The following is a 21610-nucleotide window of genomic DNA, read 5'->3' as shown; positions in this document are numbered from 1 at the left end:
TAGTTGTAGAATAGTAGTCCGGAACGTTAAAATAGCTGCACTTATTTATTGTTGCGGGAGGTTTTCATGGTCGTTGGCAAACCGTTTCTTACCGTAGAACAGATACAGAGCAAAAACAGGGAACTCGCAGCAAGAATATCAGCCGATTATAAAGGCAAGAACCTTCTGGCCGTCGGCATCCTTAAGGGCGCCTTTATTTTTTTCAGTGATCTTGTGAGACTTATCCAGACTCCGCTCACGATCGATTTTATCGTGGCATCAAGCTATCTGAAGTCGGAAACCTCCGGAGAGATAAAACTGCATTATGATATCAGGGAAGAGCTTGCCGACAAGGACGTACTGCTTATCGAGGACATCATCGACACCGGCATCTCGATGAATTACATCAGGGAGCGTATCCTGAACAGGGAGCCCCGCAGCCTCAGGATCTGCACGTTCCTCGACAAAAAAGAACGCAGAGAGGTCGATCTGCCGCTGGACTATGTCGGCTTCGAAATACCGAACGAATTCGTCGTGGGCTGTGGCCTTGACTACGACAACCAATACCGCAATCTTCCCTACGTATCCATATTCAAAAAAACCACCTGAACTTTTCGGAGGACTATAATGTTTGAACTGTCGGTAGAAGTTTCTTTTTCTGCAGCCCATCAGCTGAGAGAATATAAGGGCAAGTGCGAGAACATGCACGGCCATAACTGGAAGGTACAGGTCAGCGTCATGGCCGAGACTCTGAATGAAATTGATCTTGCCATAGATTTTCATGATCTCAAGAGAATGGCAAATGAAGTGGTAGCACCTCTTGACCACGCATATCTGAACGACATCTTTCCCTTCACCGAGAAGAACCCCTCGTCAGAGAATATGGCGAAATGGATCTTTGACAGCATGAAGAAGAAGATCACCGATGAACGCGTCAGGGTCTCTGCGGTTTCGGTCTGGGAGTCGGACACGGCATCAGCCACCTATTATGAGTCCTGATCCCGGCTTTGCCGAGGATATTCTTGGCAGGGCACTCAAAAGCGGTGCTGACCAGGCAGAGGTATTCTGCAAGTCTTACCGGAACATTGCCGTTGAAATAAAAGACCAGGCCGTCGAATCTCTTTCTACCTCTTTCAGTTCAGGCTATAGCGTGCGGGTCATCAGAAACAACCGTCTCGGCTTCTCATTTTCTACGGCTATCAGCGAAGCTGACCAGGTAATTGCACGCGCCATGGATGTATGCCGCTCAGTTGAGAAAGACCTCTTTCACTGTCTCCCTTCGCCGTCGTCGCCAAATACAGTCGATATTTTTGATGCTGCCATCCGCGATCTGAAGGAAGACGATGCAATCTCCATGACAATGCAGATCGAACGCGCCGCATATAATGCGGACCACAGGATCAAAAGAGTAAGAAAGCCCTCGACATCCTTCACCGTTGCTGAGACGATTATCGCAAGTTCCCTCGGGGTAAAGGCACAATATCAGTCGACCTCTTGTTCAGCGCAGCTGACCGCTATTGCAGAGTCCGGCAAAGAGAGCCAGACAGGGTGGGACTACATGGGCTCCCGTTTTCTAAAAGAGATTTCCTTCGAGGACGTGGGCAGGACAGCAGCGGGATCAGCCATCCGCCTGCTCGGATCACGGAAGATACAGTGCGGGAAAACTACGGTCATTCTTGACCATTCCGTTGCCAATGATTTCTTGGGCATCTTTGCTTCATCCCTTTCCTCTGATGCGGTCCAAAAAGGCAGGTCACTGCTTGCAGACAGACTCAATACACTGGTCATCAGCCCGAAGATCTCGATCATCGACAGCGGCCTGCTTCCCGGCAGACTCGGCAGCAAGCCTCTTGACGACGAGGGCGTCGCCACACAGTCAAAGCCGCTGATACAGCAAGGTATGCTGCAGTCCTATCTCTTCAATACCTATACCGCAAGGAAAGGGAATACCGTCTCGACCGGCAATGCGGTCAGGGGCAGTCATGCGTCTCTGCCTTCAGTGGGCGTCACGAACCTGTATCTCGAACCTGCCACTGCTGCTGACCGCATTGCCGCAAAGGATCTTTTCAGGACAATGGGCAGAGGGCTTTATGTCGTCGATGCCATGGGCATCCACATGGTAAACCCTATTTCCGGCGATTTCTCGATCGGCGTCACCGGACTCTGGATCGAACAGGGAGAGGTCGCCTTTCCGGTTAAAGAAGCGCTTATATCGGGGAATCTTCTTGACTTCTTCCGGAAGGTCTCTGCCGTGGGAGATGATATGAAATTTTACGGAAGTCTCGGCTCTCCAAGTTTGCTCATCCCCGATATTGATGTAAGCGCCTGAACGGCCCACCCATGTACGGATACGCGTCCAAAAGCCTGAGAATCGACCTTTCTGCAAAAAAGACCGAAATCGTTGATACTCCGGTCGACCTCATTGAACAGTATATCGGAGGACGGGGTATTGGCGTAGCACTGTTGGGTAAAAGGATTGTGCAGAACTATGATGCTCCTGAGATGCCGCTTATTTTTGCATCAGGTCCTCTCGTGGCAACAGACACACCAACCTCCGGCAGGTCTTCCGTCGTATCGCGTTCCCCCCTCACCGGCACCATATTTGACTGCTCAGTGGGCGGCAGGTTCGGGACAGAGCTAAAGCGTGCCGGCTATGATTTCATCGAGATAACCGGCAAGGCCGATACATGGGCGATGGTCCTGATCGATGACCAGACTGTCGTGATCGCTGATGCCGGTCACCTTGCCGGGAAAAATGCAGAGGACGCGCGGACCCTGCTCGGAAGCAAGGGTTCTGATGCCATAATCGGCATTGCTGGAGAAAATCAGGTTTCATTTTCATCGATTGTTTTTGACGGGCACTACCTCGCAGGCAGGGGCGGACTCGGCGCAGTCATGGGAGCCAAGAAGCTCAAGGCGATACGCATAAAAGGTAGCGGCTCGTTCGACATATTTGACGCCGCTGCAGTCAAAGAGAGTCGGGAAGATATTATGCGGCTGCTCAGGGCATCCCAGGCAGTCTTTGGTGAGCTCGGCATTTCAGAGTTCGGCACCGCCGCACTTGTCGACCTTATCCATAGCCGCAGGATGGAGCCCACCAGCAACTTCAGGCAGACCTTCTATACTGCGTCCTCATCCTATTCGGGCTATAACCTGAAGCGTCTTTATGACGCAAAAAAAACCGGATGCATGGGCTGTCCGATCCTCTGCAAGAAGATTGGCAGCAGGGGTGAAGTAATGCCAGAATACGAAACGGTTTCGCACTTCGGCGCACTGAATACTAATAGTGACGCTGCGACAATCATAGAAGCAAACAGGCTCTGCAATGATTACGGCCTCGACACGATCACAACAGCAGCAACCATCTCCTGCTTTGCCGAGACAGAAGGAATAGAACTGAATTCTGGTGAACTTCTTGCGCTCATCACGGAGATTGCAGAAATGAATACCGAACGGGGCAGAATGCTGTCGCGCGGCTCGCGTCACTATGCCATGGCTGTCGGAAAACCGCAGGCAAGCATGTCGGTCAAAGGGCTTGAATTGCCGGCCTATGACCCTCGCGGCGCATACGGCATGGCACTGGCGTATGCAACATCGAACCGTGGAGGCTGCCATCTGCGTGCCTACCCCATCAGCCACGAGATATTAAGAAAGCCCGTTGCCACGGACCGTTTCTCCTTTGAGGGTAAGGCACGGATCATCAAGATCGCCGAGGACATGAACGCAGTCATTGATTCACTGACTGCCTGCAAATTTGTCTTCTTTGCTGCATCCCTTGAAGAATATGCAAAAGCGGTCTCTGCGGTAACCGGCAAGGCCCATGATACCCAGTCTTTACTCAGGACAGGCGAGCGCATTTACGTGCTCGAACGCTACCTGAACTCCCTGAACAATATCACCGGCGTTGAGGACGACCTTCCCGGGAGGTTTTTTTCCGAGGAGGGCACCTCTTCAGCGCAGATCAAAGTGAGGCCGCTGGACAGAAAGGAATTCCTGGGTGCACGAAGCAATTACTACAAGATCAGGGGATATGACGAGAAAGGATTACCAACAAGTGTCTTGATGGAGAGATTGGGATTGGGAGCGTATCTGTAGCAGAGCGATGAAAAAGCTTATTGCCAAATATGCAGACAAAATCGTCCGACAGGGGCTGGCTCAACAGAACAGTATTTCATTCCTCGGCCTCGACGCAGAACTGACTTCAAACAGGTCTTTGACTGATATCGACCCTGAACTGGTTAGGGTCTTTGACCTCATGCAGATCAATAGTCTGCTCTATGCAGAGCCTGCTGAGCCGTACAAGAGCATCCTTGCCTATTATGCAGATCATCAGAAATCCGCTCTGGTGCCGACAGACTGCGAGACAAGGACCTTTCTCCATGACATCCCTATCATCCCTGTGCATTCTGCTGTGGCGATCAGCCGCGCCCTTTCCAGACGAAAGGCGGCCATTGTCGGAAACAGAGGCATTGTCTCCTGTGGCACGGTCAGCCCTGAACAGGCCTTTGTTTCTTTCAGCTCGGTCTGCTTCTCGATTTTTGTCAAGTTTTTTTCAGATGTCATGTTCCATCTTGAAGACCGTAATACTGGCAAGACGCCTGAAAACAGAAATCTGCTGAATGCATATCAAAAGATCGTTGATAAAATACCTGTGGCAATTGGGTCCGGCACTGATATTCCATCTGTCCCGCCCCGGAATGAGCAGGAGGTATATCAGCAGCTCATACTGACGGGCAGGGAGCTTGTTGGACAAAAACTCGTCGACTCCTATTTCGGCAATATCTCTTACATTTTCAATAACACAATTTATATAAGCCAGACGGGCAGTTCCCTGGATGAGCTCGAAACCTGTATTGACGCAGTCCCTCTTGACGGATCGTCCTCCTCAGGAATAACTGCTTCGTCAGAGCTTTCCGCGCATATCAGCGTCCACAAAAAGACGGGCAGACGCGCCATTGTCCATGGCCACCCAAAATTCACGGTAATCATGTCCATGTCCTGCAGAAAAGAGGGCTGCGATATCTCAACCTGCTATCGCTCCTGCAGGCAGCAGAGGGCAGTATCGCGGATACCAATCGTATCAGGCGAAATCGGTACAGGTCCGACAGGCCTCGTAAGAACCGTTCCTGAAGCGATGGAAGACAGTCGGGCAGTTATTGTCTTTGGGCACGGCATCTTTTCTGTCAGCGACGATACCTTCAGTCCAGCCTTTGAACTCATACAATCCACTGAAAATATCTGCATGCATGAATATTTGAAGAAAATTCAGGGACTTATCTAAAAGTTCTTTCTTCCAAAAAGCCTTCCGTATCTGTTAAAATGACCGCTGATATTTTGATATGCACTCTGCAGCGAATTTACGTTGGAGGATTGATTATGGATTATTTATTGACTGAAGAGCAGGTAATGATACGGGATCTTGCCCGGCAGGTTGCCGAAGAAAAGATTGTTCCTGTTCGGGCCCATCTGGATGAGACCGGTGAATTCCCCTGGGACATCATGAAGGTGCTCGCTCAGTCAGACCTCTTCGGCCTCTTCATCCCTGAAGAATACGGCGGTCTCGGCAAGGGATGCCTTGAACTCTGCCTCTGTGTTGAGGAACTGTCCCGCGCCTGTGTCGGTGTCTCAACGTCATATGCCGCCAATGCTCTCGGCACCTATCCGCTGCTTCTCTTCGGCACTGATGCGCAGAAGAAAAAATACCTTCCGGACATTGCAGCAGGCAAGAAACTCGTTGCCTTCGGTCTGACCGAAGCAAATGCAGGCAGCGATGCGAGCGGCATTCAGACAACCGCAAAACTTGACGGCGATGAATATATTCTGAACGGCACCAAACAATGGATCACAAACGGCAGCGTAGCAGATGTCTATACGATCATAGCGATCACCGACAGGGCAAAAGGACCCCGCGGCGCTTCGGCCTTTGTTGTCGAAAAAGGCACGCCCGGTTTCACCTTCGGCAAGAAAGAGGACAAGATGGGTATCAGGGCGTCCATAACGACCGAACTTGTTTTTGACAACTGCAGAATTCCGAAGGAGAACATCATAGGTAAAGAAGGTATTGGCTTTATCGTTGCGATGAAGACCCTGGACAGTTCGCGCGCAGGTGTTGGCTCGCAGGGACTTGGCGTTGCGCAGGGCGCCTACGAAGAAGCGGTAAAATATGCTCGCAAGAGGATCCAGTTCGGCCACCCGGTCATCAGCTTCCAGGCAGTGCAGCACATGCTGGCGAATATGGCAATGGACATCGAGGCGGCAAGGTCTCTTGTATACTCAGTTGCAAGACTGGTTGACAGCGGAGCAAAGGATGTGTCCAAGGAATCTGCCATGGCCAAGTGCTTTGCAACAGACGTAGGTATGAGGGTCACCACGGATGCGGTCCAGGTCATGGGCGGCTCAGGATACATGAAAGAGTACCCCGTCGAAAAGATGATGAGGGATGCCAAGATCCTCCAGATCTATGAAGGAACGAACCAGATTCAGCGCAATGTCATCGGTCAGGAGATTATCAAGGAATTCGCGAGAAACAACAAATAGTCATTTATTTACCATAAAAGCCCTGCCCTCGTATCGAACAGGCAGGGTTTTTTATTTTTTGAGAACTTGCCTCATTTACCATTGACTACGGTATCCCCGCCAGATTCATTCAAAATCTCAGATAGTTATTGACAAGTCCTTCGCTTTGCGCTAAGTTTTGATTGTGCACATGTGGCTTGCATTTCAAGACCACGGGTGGCAGGGGATTGAGGGGACTGGCCTTTGCGTTGGGCCAATTATCAGACACTGCGGTTCTCAAACGGAGGGGACACCGATGAGTGTGCTTTTTTTCTTGTATCAATCCAGGCATCCTATTCCTGTTCAATGCTCAGCAGGCATTTATCCATCCGCATATGGACTGCCTGGACTCTCATGCCCTTGCCCTCTCCGAAAAGTGAACCACGCACTGTCTGACATAGACACCAGGAGGGATAACTGTCATGAAACTCAGAACAACGTTGCAGATCGCCGTAGGATCACTTGCAGTAATTTTGCTTGGGCTGGGAACATTTGCACAGATCTCGATCAAGGAGACAATGAGGGAGATTAGCGAATCCAATGCGCTTCGCGAGATCCAGGGCAGCATTGCACCAAGAATCATTGATCACTATAAATGGGCAGAGGGCCTTGCGGTTGGCACGATCCTCTTCGGAAAGGATTTCCAGGGCAAGCTCGATCACCGGCAGTGCAATCTGGGCAAGTGGTATTTCGCCTTCATTCCACCCAGGGGGCTTGAGCAGTCGTACAAAAAAATAGAAAGTCCCCATGAGCGCTTCCATGCTACCGCAGCAAAGATTATCGGGGCAGTAAAGAACGGAAGACAGGATATTGCAAAAAAGATCTACGAGGAGGAAACGGCTCCTCTTTTGACGGAGACACAGACTGCCCTCAGCGATTTCCGCGGAGAGGTCAAAAAAATGGTCGATGCGAAGGCTGAAGCAATGATCTCCAGACAGAAACAGATGCGCTATATTTCACTGGCACTATATGCCGTCATATTGGGAGCATCTCTTGCCGGATCCATCCTACTTATGAAATACCTCCTGAGCAAACTCGGCGGTGATCCTGCCCAGATCGCCGGTATAGCCAGACGAATCTCCGAAGGCGATCTGACGATGGAGTTGTCATCTACCGGCACGGAAAGCGGTATTTTACTGGCCATGAAAAATATGCTCGACAGTCTCAAGAAGATCGTTGCGGAAGTAAAGTCTTCCGCAATCAGCGTGGCTTCAGGAAGTGAAGAATTAAGCACCACATCCGACCAGATCAGCCGCGGCATAGCTGACCAGGCCTGCCGGACACAACAGATCGCCACGGCATCTGACGAGATGTCGCAGACAGTAGGAGATATCGCCAGGAACGCAACGAATATTGCATCTTCTGCAACGGAGGCCAATTCACTTGCCAGGGACGGACAAGGCATTGTCAACAGGTCGGTGGAAGAGGTGAAGAGCATCGCGGCAACGGTCGAAGAATCATCGCGTCTCATGGAGTCTCTTGGCGGGCGCTCGAGCCAGATAGGAGAAATCGTCACGGTGATTAGCGACATAGCCGATCAGACAAACCTGCTTGCCCTGAATGCTGCCATAGAAGCGGCCCGTGCCGGTGAACATGGACGAGGCTTTTCTGTTGTGGCTGATGAGGTAAGAAAACTGGCTGAACGCACTGCAGCTGCAACGGGAGAAATCAGCGGCATGATCCTGGCCATCCAGGGTGAAATCCGGGATGCCGTGTCGGCCATGAACAATGCCACCGAAAAGGCAGGACGGGGGGTTCAATACACATCTCAGGCAGGAACAGCACTGGCAAGGATTGTCAGCAGCGTAGAAGAGCTTCAGGGCATGGTTCAGCATATAGCGACCGCCGCAGATGAGATGTCTACAACGACCGAACAGGTCAACGGCGATATCCAGTCAATTGCAGTCGGCTCGCAGCAGATGTCCTCAGGAACTGAACAGATAGCCAGGGCATCCACTGACCTGGCAAGGTTGGCAGAGGTCCTGAAAGGTACGGTCGAACATTTCAGGTTCACCTCTAAAGGCCGTCCTGAGCAGGCCAGCGCCTAGAAAAGACCAAAAACAAGAGTTCACTTATCTACGAGCGGCTGTTGCCGGCATAGCCGGAGCAGGCGCCTGATTTCGGCGAACTCATGCACGGATTAATGCTATAATAGCGCACCATGGAAGGCGTTATCATTAAAGAATTGAATCAGTTTCACGCTGATCGCGGATGGCTTGTAGAGATATACCGCGATGATGAGCTCGACTTCAGGCCTGTTATGTCGTATATCTCCATGACAAAACCTGGCGTCTCCCGCGGTCCGCATGAACACAGGGATCAGTCGGATTACTTCTGTTTCTTCGGCAATTTCAGGCTTTACCTGTGGGATAATCGCAGGGACTCTCCTACCTATCAGAAGCAGATTACCTTTGAGACGGAGGGGAAACCGCATATTGCAATTGTGCCGCCAAACGTTGTGCACGCATATAAGAATATCGGAGATGGCGAGGGACTTGTACTCAACCTCCCGGACAAGCTCTACAAGGGCAAGGGCAAAATGCAGCCTGTTGACGAGATCAGATATGAGGGTGATCCTGACGCTCCTTTCAGGGTTGAGTAATGCAGATACTGGTCACCGGCGGCGCCGGATTCATCGGCTCGAACTTCATCCGCTACATGCTTGCAACGCACCCCGAGCATACGATCACCAACCTGGACAAACTGACCTATGCGGGCAATCTCGAAAATCTTACCGACATCAAGGATCTCCCAAACTATACCTTTTTCAAGGCTGATATCTGCGACAATCTTTTTATCGACAGCCTCGAATTCGATGCCATCATACACTTTGCCGCTGAGAGCCATGTAGACAGGTCTATCCTCGATTCCTCCCCGTTTCTTCGCACAAACGTACTAGGCACGCAGAGTCTGCTTGAGGCTGCAAAGAAACGCAACTGCCGGATGCTCCATGTTTCGACAGACGAGGTCTATGGCTCGATCGAAAATGGGCTTTTTACCGAAGAATCCCCGATCATGCCGAACAGTCCCTATGCTGCAAGCAAGGCGTCGTCAGACCTGCTGGTGCGGGCATATCATGAGACGTTCGGCATGGATTTGATCATAACGCGCTGCTCGAATAATTACGGTCCCTACCAGTTCCCTGAAAAACTTATACCTCTTGTCATCTCAAGCGCGCTGCAGGGCAAAGGCATCCCGGTATATGGCGATGGGCGGAATGTCAGGGACTGGATCCATGTAACTGATCATTGCAGGGCAATCGATCTCGTTTTCCACAGAGCAAAGGCAGGCGATATCTATAATATCGGGGGCAGGAACGAGCTGCAGAATATTCAGATCATTAAGAGCCTGCTTGCACTGATCGCCGAAAAAACGGGAGCGGACCAAGAAGCTCTCTTGAGTCTCATCACGTATGTAAAAGACCGCCCCGGACATGACAGAAGATACGCAATTGATCCGACAAAAATAGAGACTTCCCTCGGATGGAAACATGAAACGAGCTTCGACCAGGGACTCTCGGAAACCGTTGACTGGTATCTTGCCAACGAAGCGTGGTGGCGCCGTATCATCTCGGGTGAATATCTCTCATACTATGCGTCCCAGTATGGTGAAAGGTTCAGCGGATGAAGGTAGCGCTTACCGGTGCTGACGGCATGCTCGGTCACGCAGTACAGAAGGTTTTCACCGAAATACATCTTGTTCCTTTTTCCCGCACGGGCCTTGATATCACAAAACTTGACGGTGCCGTTAAGGCTGTACGGGAGACAAGGCCCGACGTCCTGATTCATGCAGCCGCATTCACTGATGTAGATGCCTGCGAGTCGGACCCTGAGAAGGCTTATCTTGTCAACGGCATCGGTGCTCGCAACATGGCTATTGCCTGCGAGGAGATCCACTGCCCGATCATCCATATCAGTTCTGACTACGTCTTTGACGGGACAAAAAGCTCTGCATACGACGAGTGGGACAGGACAAACCCCCTGAGCCACTACGGGCGATCCAAGCTCATGGCAGAACAGTTCATCACATCCCTTACCAACAGATATTATATTGTCCGTACCTCCTGGCTCTATGGCCCTCATGGCAAGAACTTTGTAGACACGATAATAAGGCTCCTTGCTGAAAAAGACTCTCTTCAGGTCGTAAACGATCAGTTTGGGAGCCCGACCTTCACGGAAGATCTTGCGGCCACAATCAGACAGCTCGTCGGAAAGGGCTATGGCATCTATCATGTTACCAATTCAGGTATCTGCAGCTGGCATGAGTTTGCGATAACGATCGCTGATCTTATCAGTATTGACAAACCGATCATGCCTGTCACCTCCGAGGAGTATAAAAGACCTGCCAGGCGGCCGACCCGATCTCCACTGAACAATACCATGCTGCGATTAGAGGGCATTTCTGCTCCTCGCCACTGGTCTGAGGCGCTGAAGCATTACATAAAAGAGACTCGCTGATGTTGATATGGTCTGTCCAACAGCCCGGCTTGATGAAGGAGGAACAAGACCCCGGGTCCTTTTCTTTCAGGCGGTCAAGATGATACGGTTATTGAAACTCTTTTTTCTCATTGCGTTCGTTGCCGGAATTATCTTCCTCACCCACGGATTTGTTTTCACGAAAGCAGCGGAGATGCTTATCAGGAAAGACGAAATGAAACCGGCTGATGTGATCGTTGTGCTTGCCGGTGAGCAGGAAGAGCGCGTCCTCTACGGGATAAAGCTCTTCAAGGATGAATGGGCCCGAAAAGACAGGATCATCATGGCCGGCGGCCCGTTGGTATGGAAATATACCTGGGCATCGCTTATGAAGGAGCAGGCCGAATCTCTTGGCATCCCCGGCAAAAAAATACTCCTTGAGGACAAATCAAGATCCACTGAAGAGGATGCGCTTTACACAAAGGAGATCCTCAAAAAGAACGGCTTTAAGTCCATTATCCTTGTTACCTCCCCTTACCACAGCAGAAGGGCAGCGCTTATTTTTAATAACGTTTTGGGCAGTGAATTCAAAATCATCAGTGCGCCTGCAGATGAAAGCTGGTTCAACGTAAACGACTGGTGGAAGAGAAGACGCGACAGGGCAGCAGTGCTGAACGAGTTCTCCAAATACGTCTGGCTCTGGCTCTTCGGGCTCCAGGAAAAGGCATAGATACCAAACGTATGGTTCTTGTTAACGCTGAACAGTTGGTCAAACACTACGGCAATCTCTGCGCTGTTGACAACATCAGTTTCGAGATCATGCAGGGGGAGTGCTTCGGTTTTTTAGGCCCCAATGGCGCAGGCAAGACAACGGCCATGAGTATCATCTACTGCTTCATGCCTCCCACATCCGGCAGAGTGACGGTCTTCGGCATTGATGTTACGAAACAGCCGAGCGTCATCAAATCCCGCATCGGTGTTATGCCCCAGGACGACAACCTTGACCCTGACCTGTCCGTGTTCCAAAACCTTATTGTCTATGCCAGATATTTTGACATCCCAAAGAAGACTTCTGCGCCTCGCGCATGGGAACTGCTCGATTTCGTCGAACTCAGGGAAAAGGCTGCCGTGAACATCAAAAGCCTTTCAGGAGGCATGAAGCGGAGACTTCTGCTGGCCAGGGCACTGCTGAACAATCCTGACCTGCTTATCATGGACGAGCCGACCGTAGGCCTTGATCCGCACAGCAGGCATGCTGTATGGAACAATCTTGCCCATCTCAAAGCAGAGGGCAAGACGACCATACTTACGACCCACTATATGGAAGAAGCGCAACAGGTCTGCGACAGGGTTGCTATCATGGATAACGGCAGAATCATTGAAACCGGGAGACCGGCAGATCTCATACAAAAATATGGCGGCAATCTAGAAGATGTTTACCTGAACCTTACCGGCAAGAACCTCAGAGAGGTGATCATATGAATCTCAGACGGGCCTTCCGGGTCTGGCAGAGAAACTTCACCGTATTTACCAAGCTATACAAGTCGAGTCTCGCGCTGAACTTCGCAGAGCCCATCCTCTACCTCTGGGCGATGGGGTTAGGGCTTGGGGCCTATGTAAAAGAGATCCATGGTGTGCCGTATATCAACTTCATTGCACCGGGCATGATCGCCTCATCGGCCATGTTCGCAGCAGTGTATGAATGCTCGTATGGCACGTTTGTTCGTATGACCTTTCAGAAGACCTTTGACGCAATCCTTGCAACGCCGGTCAATATCTACGATCTTGTTGCAGGAGAACTTATGTGGGGGGCGGCAAAAAGCGTTCTGTACGGCACGATCATCATGATCGTGATATCTGCGTTGGGGCTGGTCGATTCCGCTGCAATTGTTATGGTGCTTCCGATTCTTTTCATAAGCGGGCTCATTTTTGCCGAGATATCGCTGATCTTTGTCTCGGTCGTGCCAGGCATCGACTCCTTCAACTACTTCTTTACCCTGTTCATGACGCCCATGTTCCTCTTCTCCGGCATATTCTTCCCTTTAGACACCCTTCCCCCGCTTGTTTCGAAGATCGCCTTCTTCATCCCGCTTTATCATCTGGTGAACATCTGCAGGTCACTGGCACAAGGACATGTCGCTGCTATCGGATGGGATGTTCTTTGGCTCGCAATTGTTGCCCTTGCTCTCGCGCCCTACCCATTCAGGATGATGAAGAAGAGGATTGTGAAGTAACGCCTACGCAGGCCTAAACCGTCTCAATCTAAGTGCATTCGTCACAACCGTGACCGATGAAAAGCCCATGGCCCCTGCAGCAAGCATCGGGTTCAGGAGTATGCCGAAGAAGGGAAAGAGCACGCCTGCTGCAACAGGGATGAGAATAACATTGTACGCAAAGGCCCAGAAAAGGTTCTGCTTGATGTTCCTCATGGTTGCCTTTGAAAGAGCTATTGCCGTGACCACTCCCCTGATGTTGCCCGCTATGAGCGTAATATCAGAAGCCTCCATCGCAACGTCTGTGCCTGTGCCGATCGCAATGCCAACGTCTGCCTGGGCAAGTGCAGGAGCATCGTTGATGCCGTCTCCGACCATCGCAACAATTTTGCCCTCTGTCTGGAGTTTCTTCACCTCAGCCGCCTTGTCCTGGGGAAGCACCTCTGCCAGCACCCTGTCTATACCTGCCTGCCTGCCTATTGCTTCGCCGGTGCGCTTATTGTCGCCGGTTATCATCACTACCTCAATCCCGAGAGCCTGGAGCTGTTTGACTGCAGCCACAGACTCCGCCCTGAGCGTGTCCGCAACCGCAATGATTCCTGCGGCAACCTTATCCAGCCCTATAAACATCGGGGTCTTTCCCTGTAAAGAGAGCATGTCGGATTCAGCTATCAAAGATGTGAGATCAACACCCTCATCCTGCATAAACTTCTGATTTCCAAGAAGCACCGCCCTTCCCTGAATATTTGCCTTGATGCCATGACCGGGGATGGCCTGAAACTGCTCAGGGTCTGCAATCGTCAGGCCCGTATCCTGTGCCTTCTTAATGATCGACTCGCCAAGCGGATGCTCAGAGCCCTTCTCAGCTGATGCTGCATAAAATAGCAGGTCTTTTTCGTCCATGCCTCTCGCAATCATATCCGTCACCTCAGGCCGTCCTTTGGTGAGCGTTCCGGTTTTATCAAATACAATCGCCGTTATCTTGTGGGCTTTTTCGAGGGCCTCGCCGCTTCTGATCAAAATGCCATTTTCTGCGCCCTTGCCTGTGCCGACCATAATGGATGTCGGTGTTGCAAGGCCAAGGGAGCAGGGACAGGCAATAATCAGTACTGCGATAAAGTTCAGCACAGCATAGGTAAATGCTGGGCTCGGCCCGAAAAAATACCAGACCGCAAAGGTCAGCGTTGCGATGCCTATTACCGCCGGAACGAAATAGGAGGCTATAACGTCAGCCAGGCGCGCAATAGGCGGCTTGGATCCCTGTGCTGACTGGACCATCTCGATAATATGGGAGAGCATGGTCTCCTTGCTCACCTTTACGGCCTCAAACCTGAAAGTGCCCGTCTTGTTGATTGTACCGCCGATAACAAGGTCCCCTGCATTTTTTTCAACAGGGATCGACTCGCCGGTAACCATAGACTCGTCGACCGATGAATATCCCGCCCTGATCAGACCATCAACCGGTATCTTTTCTCCGGGACGCACAATGATAATATCACCTATCTCAACATCCTCTATCGGGACATGCATCTCCTTGCCGTCTTTTATAACCAGCGCGGTCTTTGCCTGAAGGCCGATCAGTTTCTTGATCGCCTCTGAAGTCTGGCCTTTCGCACGGGCCTCAAAGAGCCTGCCAAGGAGGATAAGAACGATGATCGTTGCAGAGGTATCAAAATAAACCTCGGCAGTGTATCCCTTGATGGCAAAGAGATCAGGCAAGAAGGTGGCGACAATACTGTACAAATATGCGGAAGAAGTGCCGATGGCGATCAGCGTATTCATATTCGTTGTACGGTGCCGGGCAGCGGCAATGGCGCCTGCATAGAATTGCCGTCCGATCCAGAACTGCACAGGGGTTGCCAGAAGAAGCTGTATCATGTGATTGAGCTGCATCGGCATATGAAGAGCATGGCCGACGATATGATTCCACTGCATCAATACCATAAGAGGGACAGCGAGGACTGCGCCGGTGATCACCTTTGTCTTCAACTCTTTGTATGCCTTCTCCCGCTCCTTCTGCTCTTTCTCAACAATGTCTTCGCCCTGCTCGGCCTCAACGACCTCGTATCCAGCCTCCTTGATAACCTTTTTAAAGTCCCTGATGTTGACACGTGACGGAATATATTCGATTGTCGCCTTTTCGATCGCAAAATTCACAGAAGCAGAGATTACGCCGTCGAGCTCCCTGAGCACATTTTCGACCGCTGACACGCAGGCAGCACAGGTCATGCCTCTTATCGGCAAGGTGATGCGGGAAACAGAAATACCATAACCCTGATCAATCACCGTTTTGGTAAGATCAGTCAGCTTGAGCCTTAACGGGTCATAAACAACGGTTGCCGTTTCCGCGGCAAAGTTCACCAATGAGCTCTCTACGCCGCTCAGCTCAGCCAATGCAGTTTCTATATGGCTGGCACACGAGGCGCAGGACATGCCGGTGACCGGCAGGTCTATTTTTTTCAATGTAGACTCAGTCATTCCTTGATTCCCTTTTTTTATTATACCATCGGCGTTGTGAACAAAATATGAAGCAAAAGGATGATGGAAGAAAAACTCTGTTAGGCTTCAGCAACCAGAGAAAGACCTGAAGATCCCCTGTTTCACTGCACTTCGACGCTATCCTTTCGGCAGGCGAAATGGCGAAGGTTTCCGTTGTAGTCGCCGACAGACAGCTCCATAACGCCTTTATTCATGAAGACTGACGGGGCGCTGTGGCTGTTAACCATCAGGCCGCTCAAAAAATCTTCACGCGAAAAGACCGGCATTCCTCTGCCTGCGCTTTTTGCTGAATAGAAACGTATGCCGCCATCCTGTTGCCCAACAAGGAGAAAGATCCGATCATCATCGCGCACCAATGACGGCGAGGCATAACGACCGGTCTTGACCTCAGAAAAAACGTCTTCGATCTTTGTCCAGTGAGGCTTGTCAGACTCCGCCGTGTCCATGCGGTACGCTGTCACATTGCCGTCAACATCCCCCACAACCAGCTCCCACATGCCATCGCCATCAAGATCAAACACCGTTGGCGAGGCATGAAAGGTTTTCGGCACTCCCCTGAAAAAATTCTTCTGCTCGTTCCATGCCGGATTTTCCTCGGATCCCGTATTAAGAAATGCGCGAACATATCCATCCTGCTGACCTGTTATAAGCAGATACCGTCCGCGCCAGGAGACCACCGTGCCCCGCGCATAGCCCGAGAGCTTGATTGACTTGAAGAAGTTCGGCTTCTCCGCCCAAGGCAGAACTTCTGCATGGGGCTGGAACTCAAAGAGTTTCATTTCGCCGTTGATATTGCCCGTAACCATGCAGGATTTGCTGCCAAGCTCGGCCATCGTCGGTGAGCAGGCCGGGCCCGGCATGAGCCGACCGGCAAAAAAGGTGCTGAGTTCCTCCCAGTGCCGGTAATCAGCCTTTGCGTTCCTGTAGTAATGTATCTGGCCGTTTCCGTCCGACACAACAAGGTTTGGCACAGGATCGTCACTGTCCTGCATAAACGCAGGGGCAGCAAAATTACTGAACTCCATCTTCAAGCCCGACTTCTGCCATGACGAAGTCCCATTCTTTTTTTCGAGCAGGTAAAGCTTACCCATACTGTTACCGGCAATAATGATAATCCTCCCATTGCTCATCGTCGTCGCAGGCATACCGTACATGCCGACGTTGACACCTCTGAAAAAGTCAGGCTCCCGGGTAAAAGATACCGCTGTCTGGATCGAGGTATTGCGGTAATACATGAGGGCGCCTGTGGAGTTGCCAACGATCAGGTCGGGCTTCCGGTCACCATTTACGTCTATCAAAGCCGGCGTTGCGTCATCGCCCACATCAATGAGCGGCATATCGACTCTCTGCCATATCGGCTTATCAGATGTTCCCGCATTCTTAAATATCATGACCCTGCCTGATTCAGAAGAAAAACCGCCAGTACCAACCACGACCTCAGGTTTTCCATCAAGGTCTATGTCCGCAACCGCAGGGGAAGAGAAGGCGCCTACTTTAATCCCATCAAAATAGCCGCTGACAAGGACCCACTTCTGATCGGGACCGGACCGCTCTCTCCTATATAGCCTTAGTGAACCGTCCTTGGCACCCGCAATTAATTCCTGTCTGCCGTCGTTGTCCATATCAAAAAAAGAAAGTCTCACAAAGGGCAGGATCTCGATGCCGCTGCGGTTAAACACAACAGAGGTATTCTCCTCGCAGGCAAGACCGGTTTTATATCGCTTCGGTACAGGCATAGATTGGGGCTTTATTTCTGGAGGGGGTATCGGAATAATCCTTGTTTCCTGAGGGAGCCCTTTCACTTCCGTATGAGGCATACAGGAAGCAAAAAGCATAAGAATAATGACAAGTGATGCGATCTTCTTCATCGTAAATGATAACCCCCTGCCACCGGTCGGCAAGCGTAGAGTTATGAATATTATAACAAATTACCTTTAAATTGCTTCGAAATGAATGCGTCAGTTCCTTTCTGCCTTTTGCATTTCTGTTTTCACTGCAGGCATCCCTGGCAATGCACGTCTGCCTTATGGCACATATCCTGTCATGTCAATGGCAATTTCCAGGGAATCACACGCTCGTCCTGTGATAAAATACCGGCAGATGGCAATCCACAATCCGCAAAGAGAAAAAGACGCACAGGAAGATGCTGACCTGCAGTCTAAAAAGCCCCCGCTGTATGCCGTATTCCTCCTTAACGACGACTATACGACCATGGATTTTGTTATTCATGTCCTTGAAACCATATTTCATATGCCGGTGGTTGAGGCCACAAGGATCATGCTTCATGTTCACAAAAGCGGCAGGGGACTTGCAGGTATCTACACGAGGGAAATCGCGGAAACAAAGCTGGACACCGTACACAAAATTGCGCGGGAGCATGAGTTCCCGCTAAAATGCGTAATGGAGAAGGAATGATCAACAAGGAATTCGAACTTATCATGGAGGCGACCATCAAGGACGCCCGGTCCCAGCGCCATGAATATCTGACGGTGGAACATATCCTGTATGCGATCCTTCATGACGACCTCGGCGCAAACGTTCTAAAGAACTGCGGCGGAAACATTTCAAGCATCAAAAAGGCGCTTGCTGAATATTTCATGGAGGAGTTCAGGAAGCCGGCTCCGAAAGGCAATCCCTACCCCAGGCCGACGATAGGCTTCCAGCGCGTAATCCAGACAGCGCTGACGCATGTGCAATCTGCCGGCAGAGAGGAGGCAGACGCCGGAGATATTCTTTCGGCGATCTTTTTCGAAGAGGATTCGCATGCCGTCCATATCCTTCATCAGGAAGGCATTCAGCGTCTCGATGTCCTGGAATATATTTCTCACGGCATGGCAAAAATACGTAAAGAAGGGCCGCTGCCTCATGAGCAGGAAGATCGGGACCAGGAGCGGCATAAGGAACGGCCCTCTGAAGATCCTCTTGGCATCTATACGGTCAACCTTGTCGAGAAGGCTCACAGCGGTGAGATCGATCCGCTTGTCGGCAGAAAAACCGAACTGGAAAGGATGGTCCAGATCCTCTGCAGAAGGCGCAAGAACAATGTCATTCTTGTGGGCGAACCGGGCGTTGGCAAAACAGCGGTTGTCGAAGGGCTGGCCCTGAAAATCCAGTCGGGCATGGTCCCTGAGGCGATGAAAAAAAGCAGCATCTATTCTCTCGATATGGGTTCACTTATCGCAGGAACAAAATACCGCGGTGATTTCGAAGCGAGGCTCAAGGCCACGATCAAGGCGCTCGAGCGCATTCCCGAGGCAATCCTTTTTATTGACGAAATCCATACCATCGTTGGCGCCGGAGCGACAAGCGGCGGATCAATGGACGCATCGAACATCCTTAAGCCTGTGCTCAATTCCGGCAGGCTGCGCTGCGTCGGCGCCAGTACCTATGAAGAATACAGGAACTATTTTGAAAAAGACCGAGCCCTCTCTCGCCGCTTTCAGAAGTTGGAGATTCAGGAGCCGTCTGTGGAAGAGACCATCAGCATCCTCGGAGGGCTGAAATCCTATTATGAGGAGTTTCACCATGTACGCTACTGCCAAAGCGCGCTCAGGGCAGCGGCAGAACTTTCTGCCAAATTTATCAACGACAAATATCTCCCTGACAAGGCGATCGATGTGATCGACGAAGCAGGAGCGCTCTCAAGACTTGCAGGGAAAGCCGGCACCCATGCAATCGGCACAGCAGAGGTTGAAAAGATCGTTGCTAACATAGCAAAAATACCTCCCCAGACGGTCTCTCAGTCAGATATCAAGAAGCTCATGACCCTTGATAAAGATCTGAAAAAGGTAGTCTTCGGCCAGGATCAGGCGATCGCCTTGCTGGTTTCTTCCATCAAGAGGATCCGTGCAGGCATGGGCAATCCCGGCAGGCCCGTCGGATCATTCCTTTTTCTCGGTCCCACCGGAGTCGGTAAAACAGAAGTCTCAAAACAGATGGCTGCGGTCATGGGCATCAAGTTCATACGCTTCGACATGTCAGAATATATGGAAAAACATGCCGTCTCCCGTCTGATCGGAGCGCCTCCGGGATATGTTGGCTTTGACCAGGGAGGACTGCTTACGGATGAGATCAGGAAGCACCCTTACGCCGTTCTTCTGCTTGATGAGATCGAGAAAGCGCATCCTGACATTTTCAATATCCTCCTTCAGATCATGGACTATGCAACACTGACTGACAACAGCGGCAAAAAAGCCGACTTCCGGAATATCATTCTTATCATGACCTCCAATGCAGGAGCGAAGGATATGGACAGGCAGGTGATCGGCTTTGGTGACAGGTCGCAGGACAGGGAAATGAAGGGTAAGGACGCCATTACGAACCTGTTCAGCCCGGAATTCAGAAATCGACTGGACGCGACACTGACCTTTAAGTCGCTGACTCTGGAGATTATGAAAAAGGTCGTCGACAAGTTCATGGCCGAGCTGAAAGGTTCAATGAAGAAAAAGAAGATACACATACTTCTCTCTGATGAAGCTCAAACTTGGCTTGCTGCAAAGGGACACGATCCTGCTCATGGCGCCAGACCGCTTGGAAGACTTATCCAGGAAAAGATCAAGGATGTCCTTTCGGATGAGGTGCTCTTCGGCAGACTCAGAAAAGGCGGGACCGTTGCGATCGGCGTCCATGATGACGCGTTGACCTTTGATTATAAATCCTGAGTCGCGTCAATGCATTTTGCCGTGAAATACTGATATGCATCTGCACCTCATTATCTGCCGTGTCAATCGCTCTACTGACTGACACCATATCCTTTCCTTCTCCCGAACATGCGGAGGAAGACGGGCTGCTTGCCGTCGGTGGCGACCTCAGCAGGGAGCGCCTGCTCAAGGCATACTCCATGGGAATATTCCCCTGGTATTCTGAAGATTCTCCCATCCTCTGGTGGTCGCCAGACCCCCGCCTTGTACTCTTCCCCCAGGAACTGAAGATCTCACGCAGCCTGCGGCAGTGTATTAAGAAAGGCATATTCTCCGTCACTATGAACACCGCCTTTGAGCAGGTCATCCGATGCTGTGCTGAAAGCTGCCGCAAAGGCCAGTCAGGGACATGGATCACCGATGAAATGATGGATGCTTACATCATGCTCCATCATTCAGGGCACGCCCATTCTGTTGAGGCATGGCACGACGGAGAACTTGCAGGCGGGCTCTATGGAATTATTATGGGCAGGATATTCTTCGGCGAGTCGATGTTCTCGAAGATAAGCAATGCGTCAAAAGTCGCCTTTGTAACGTTTGTTGAGCAGTTGAAACAGAAGGGGTTCGGATTAATCGACTGTCAGGTGAAAACGGAACACCTCGTAAGCCTGGGCGCAAGAGAGATTACGCGCAAAGAGTTTCTCATGGCGCTGAAAAAAACTCTTTCGCCGCCGCCCTCACCGAGAAAAGGGAAACAAGATCCTGCCGTTTAAACCTTGAACTTCTTCAGTTCAAGCAGGAGGTTGTAGGCATCTTCCTTAAGCGCGCTCACCACAGCGTTCATATCATTGGCAGACCCGGTCAGCTTGCCGGTGGTATTCTTGATCTTATCCATCGACTTGACCATTTCGGCACTGTTGTCCTTCTGCTTGCTGATCGCCTCAGCGATATGAAATGCCTGAGTTGTGACGTTTTCGATAACACCGGCTATCTGCCTGCTCCGGTCCTTCTGGTCACTCGTAGCATTCTTCACCTGCTGCGAAAGTTCCTTCACCCGATCCGTGGCTTCAATGATAAACCTGCTTCCCTTGGTCTGTTCCTGAATCGCCCGGGAGATGGTTTCCGTCTGCTCAGTCATTCTTTCGACCGCATCCGTAATCTGCTTGATCGCAAGTGCCTCTTCCTCAGTTCCGCGCTGAATCGCCCGCGCCATTTCTGTTGACGCCTTTGAACTCTCCACGATATCCTTGAGAGCGTCATTGACGTCAGTCACCAGCGTCAGCCCCTTATCCACGGTATGGATACCTTC

Annotated in this window: 19 protein-coding genes; 16 read left to right on the top strand and 3 right to left on the bottom strand. The window is 51.0% G+C overall.

The features are described 5' to 3' along the window. Positions 1–66 precede the first annotated feature (66 nt). The 13 genes from hpt to HZB31_07645 all read left to right on the top strand — a co-directional run bounded on the left by hpt (position 67) and on the right by HZB31_07645 (position 13183). Positions 67–588 carry a hypoxanthine phosphoribosyltransferase gene (hpt, locus tag HZB31_07705; protein MBI5847817.1) on the top strand — a complete coding sequence of 174 codons (522 nt, stop codon included), beginning with the start codon at positions 67–69 and terminating at the stop codon, positions 586–588. An 18-nt stretch (positions 589–606) separates the two neighbouring features. Beyond that, positions 607–978 (top strand): 6-carboxytetrahydropterin synthase QueD, encoded by a 372-nt coding sequence (gene queD / locus HZB31_07700; GenBank protein ID MBI5847816.1) that lies wholly within the window; start codon positions 607–609, stop codon positions 976–978. Continuing rightward, positions 968–2308: a TldD/PmbA family protein gene (locus HZB31_07695; GenBank protein MBI5847815.1), complete on the top strand. Its 1341-nt coding sequence runs from the start codon at positions 968–970 to the stop codon at positions 2306–2308. Before queD ends, HZB31_07695 begins: the two co-directional genes overlap by 11 nt. A gap of 11 nt (positions 2309–2319) precedes the next feature. Further along, entirely contained in the window at positions 2320–4074 is a 1755-nt protein-coding gene (locus HZB31_07690; GenBank protein ID MBI5847814.1) for an aldehyde ferredoxin oxidoreductase, read from the top strand. 7 nt (positions 4075–4081) lie between these two features. Beyond that, positions 4082–5260, top strand: coding sequence for a class II aldolase/adducin family protein (locus HZB31_07685; protein ID MBI5847813.1), 1179 nt, complete (start codon positions 4082–4084; stop codon positions 5258–5260). Between the two features lie 95 nt (positions 5261–5355). Further along, on the top strand, positions 5356–6516 hold the full coding sequence (locus tag HZB31_07680; protein MBI5847812.1) for an acyl-CoA dehydrogenase family protein: 1161 nt from the start codon (positions 5356–5358) through the stop codon (positions 6514–6516). Between the two features lie 440 nt (positions 6517–6956). Then, a complete protein-coding gene (locus HZB31_07675; protein MBI5847811.1) occupies positions 6957–8582 on the top strand; it encodes a CZB domain-containing protein in 1626 nt (541 codons plus the stop codon). A gap of 113 nt (positions 8583–8695) precedes the next feature. Then, positions 8696–9136, top strand: coding sequence for a dTDP-4-dehydrorhamnose 3,5-epimerase family protein (locus HZB31_07670; protein MBI5847810.1), 441 nt, complete (start codon positions 8696–8698; stop codon positions 9134–9136). Continuing rightward, positions 9136–10161 (top strand): dTDP-glucose 4,6-dehydratase, encoded by a 1026-nt coding sequence (rfbB, locus tag HZB31_07665; protein MBI5847809.1) that lies wholly within the window; start codon positions 9136–9138, stop codon positions 10159–10161. Before HZB31_07670 ends, rfbB begins: the two co-directional genes overlap by 1 nt. Continuing rightward, positions 10158–10991 carry a dTDP-4-dehydrorhamnose reductase gene (gene rfbD / locus HZB31_07660; GenBank protein MBI5847808.1) on the top strand — a complete coding sequence of 278 codons (834 nt, stop codon included), beginning with the start codon at positions 10158–10160 and terminating at the stop codon, positions 10989–10991. The genes rfbB and rfbD overlap by 4 nt, the downstream gene beginning before the upstream one ends. A gap of 7 nt (positions 10992–10998) precedes the next feature. Continuing rightward, a complete protein-coding gene (locus tag HZB31_07655; GenBank protein MBI5847807.1) occupies positions 10999–11679 on the top strand; it encodes a YdcF family protein in 681 nt (226 codons plus the stop codon). An 11-nt stretch (positions 11680–11690) separates the two neighbouring features. Further along, on the top strand, positions 11691–12431 hold the full coding sequence (locus HZB31_07650) for an ABC transporter ATP-binding protein (protein MBI5847806.1): 741 nt from the start codon (positions 11691–11693) through the stop codon (positions 12429–12431). Continuing rightward, entirely contained in the window at positions 12428–13183 is a 756-nt protein-coding gene (locus HZB31_07645; GenBank protein MBI5847805.1) for an ABC transporter permease, read from the top strand. Before HZB31_07650 ends, HZB31_07645 begins: the two co-directional genes overlap by 4 nt. Positions 13184–13186: 3 nt before the next feature. On the opposite strand, the gene HZB31_07640 is transcribed toward HZB31_07645, so the two are convergent. Then, the gene (locus tag HZB31_07640) at positions 13187–15640 is read right to left on the bottom strand and encodes a copper-translocating P-type ATPase (GenBank protein ID MBI5847804.1); all 2454 of its coding nucleotides are present in this window, start codon (positions 15638–15640) and stop codon (positions 13187–13189) included. 122 nt (positions 15641–15762) lie between these two features. Then, a complete protein-coding gene (locus tag HZB31_07635; protein ID MBI5847803.1) occupies positions 15763–17529 on the bottom strand; it encodes a VCBS repeat-containing protein in 1767 nt (588 codons plus the stop codon). Positions 17530–17761: 232 nt separating this feature from the next. On the opposite strand from HZB31_07635, the gene clpS reads away from it, so the two are divergent. The 3 genes from clpS to HZB31_07620 are packed head-to-tail and all read left to right on the top strand — an operon-like array spanning position 17762 to position 21074. After that, entirely contained in the window at positions 17762–18076 is a 315-nt protein-coding gene (gene clpS, locus HZB31_07630; protein ID MBI5847802.1) for an ATP-dependent Clp protease adapter ClpS, read from the top strand. Next, entirely contained in the window at positions 18073–20322 is a 2250-nt protein-coding gene (gene clpA / locus HZB31_07625; protein MBI5847801.1) for an ATP-dependent Clp protease ATP-binding subunit ClpA, read from the top strand. The genes clpS and clpA overlap by 4 nt, the downstream gene beginning before the upstream one ends. A 59-nt stretch (positions 20323–20381) precedes the next feature. Further along, positions 20382–21074, top strand: coding sequence for a leucyl/phenylalanyl-tRNA--protein transferase (locus HZB31_07620; protein MBI5847800.1), 693 nt, complete (start codon positions 20382–20384; stop codon positions 21072–21074). Here the strand turns inward: HZB31_07620 and HZB31_07615 are convergent. After that, on the bottom strand, positions 21071–21610 hold a 540-nt coding region (locus HZB31_07615; protein ID MBI5847799.1), incomplete at its 5' end, for a hypothetical protein. The genes HZB31_07620 and HZB31_07615 overlap by 4 nt on opposite strands.

The sequence above is a fragment of the Nitrospirota bacterium genome (assembly GCA_016235245.1).
In the GTDB taxonomy this organism is placed as follows: Bacteria; Nitrospirota; Thermodesulfovibrionia; order Thermodesulfovibrionales; family UBA6898; genus UBA6898.
This window is presented reverse-complemented; position numbering and strand designations above follow the sequence as displayed.

What these genes read in the sequence shown, in the direction of transcription:
- HZB31_07670 (MBI5847810.1), top strand. Translation starts at nt 8,696, where the DNA reads ATGGAAGGCGTTATCATTAAAGAATTGAATCAGTTTCACGCTGATCGC.
- HZB31_07645 (MBI5847805.1), top strand. Translation starts at nt 12,428, where the DNA reads ATGAATCTCAGACGGGCCTTCCGGGTCTGGCAGAGAAACTTCACCGTA.
- hpt (MBI5847817.1), top strand. Translation starts at nt 67, where the DNA reads ATGGTCGTTGGCAAACCGTTTCTTACCGTAGAACAGATACAGAGCAAA.
- rfbB (MBI5847809.1), top strand. Translation starts at nt 9,136, where the DNA reads ATGCAGATACTGGTCACCGGCGGCGCCGGATTCATCGGCTCGAACTTC.
- HZB31_07690 (MBI5847814.1), top strand. Translation starts at nt 2,320, where the DNA reads ATGTACGGATACGCGTCCAAAAGCCTGAGAATCGACCTTTCTGCAAAA.
- HZB31_07680 (MBI5847812.1), top strand. Translation starts at nt 5,356, where the DNA reads ATGGATTATTTATTGACTGAAGAGCAGGTAATGATACGGGATCTTGCC.
- queD (MBI5847816.1), top strand. Translation starts at nt 607, where the DNA reads ATGTTTGAACTGTCGGTAGAAGTTTCTTTTTCTGCAGCCCATCAGCTG.
- HZB31_07650 (MBI5847806.1), top strand. Translation starts at nt 11,691, where the DNA reads ATGGTTCTTGTTAACGCTGAACAGTTGGTCAAACACTACGGCAATCTC.
- HZB31_07675 (MBI5847811.1), top strand. Translation starts at nt 6,957, where the DNA reads ATGAAACTCAGAACAACGTTGCAGATCGCCGTAGGATCACTTGCAGTA.
- clpS (MBI5847802.1), top strand. Translation starts at nt 17,762, where the DNA reads ATGGCAATCCACAATCCGCAAAGAGAAAAAGACGCACAGGAAGATGCT.
- HZB31_07685 (MBI5847813.1), top strand. Translation starts at nt 4,082, where the DNA reads ATGAAAAAGCTTATTGCCAAATATGCAGACAAAATCGTCCGACAGGGG.
- HZB31_07695 (MBI5847815.1), top strand. Translation starts at nt 968, where the DNA reads ATGAGTCCTGATCCCGGCTTTGCCGAGGATATTCTTGGCAGGGCACTC.
- HZB31_07655 (MBI5847807.1), top strand. Translation starts at nt 10,999, where the DNA reads ATGGTCTGTCCAACAGCCCGGCTTGATGAAGGAGGAACAAGACCCCGG.
- HZB31_07635 (MBI5847803.1), bottom strand. Translation starts at nt 17,529, where the DNA reads ATGAAGAAGATCGCATCACTTGTCATTATTCTTATGCTTTTTGCTTCC.
- HZB31_07640 (MBI5847804.1), bottom strand. Translation starts at nt 15,640, where the DNA reads ATGACTGAGTCTACATTGAAAAAAATAGACCTGCCGGTCACCGGCATG.
- rfbD (MBI5847808.1), top strand. Translation starts at nt 10,158, where the DNA reads ATGAAGGTAGCGCTTACCGGTGCTGACGGCATGCTCGGTCACGCAGTA.
- clpA (MBI5847801.1), top strand. Translation starts at nt 18,073, where the DNA reads ATGATCAACAAGGAATTCGAACTTATCATGGAGGCGACCATCAAGGAC.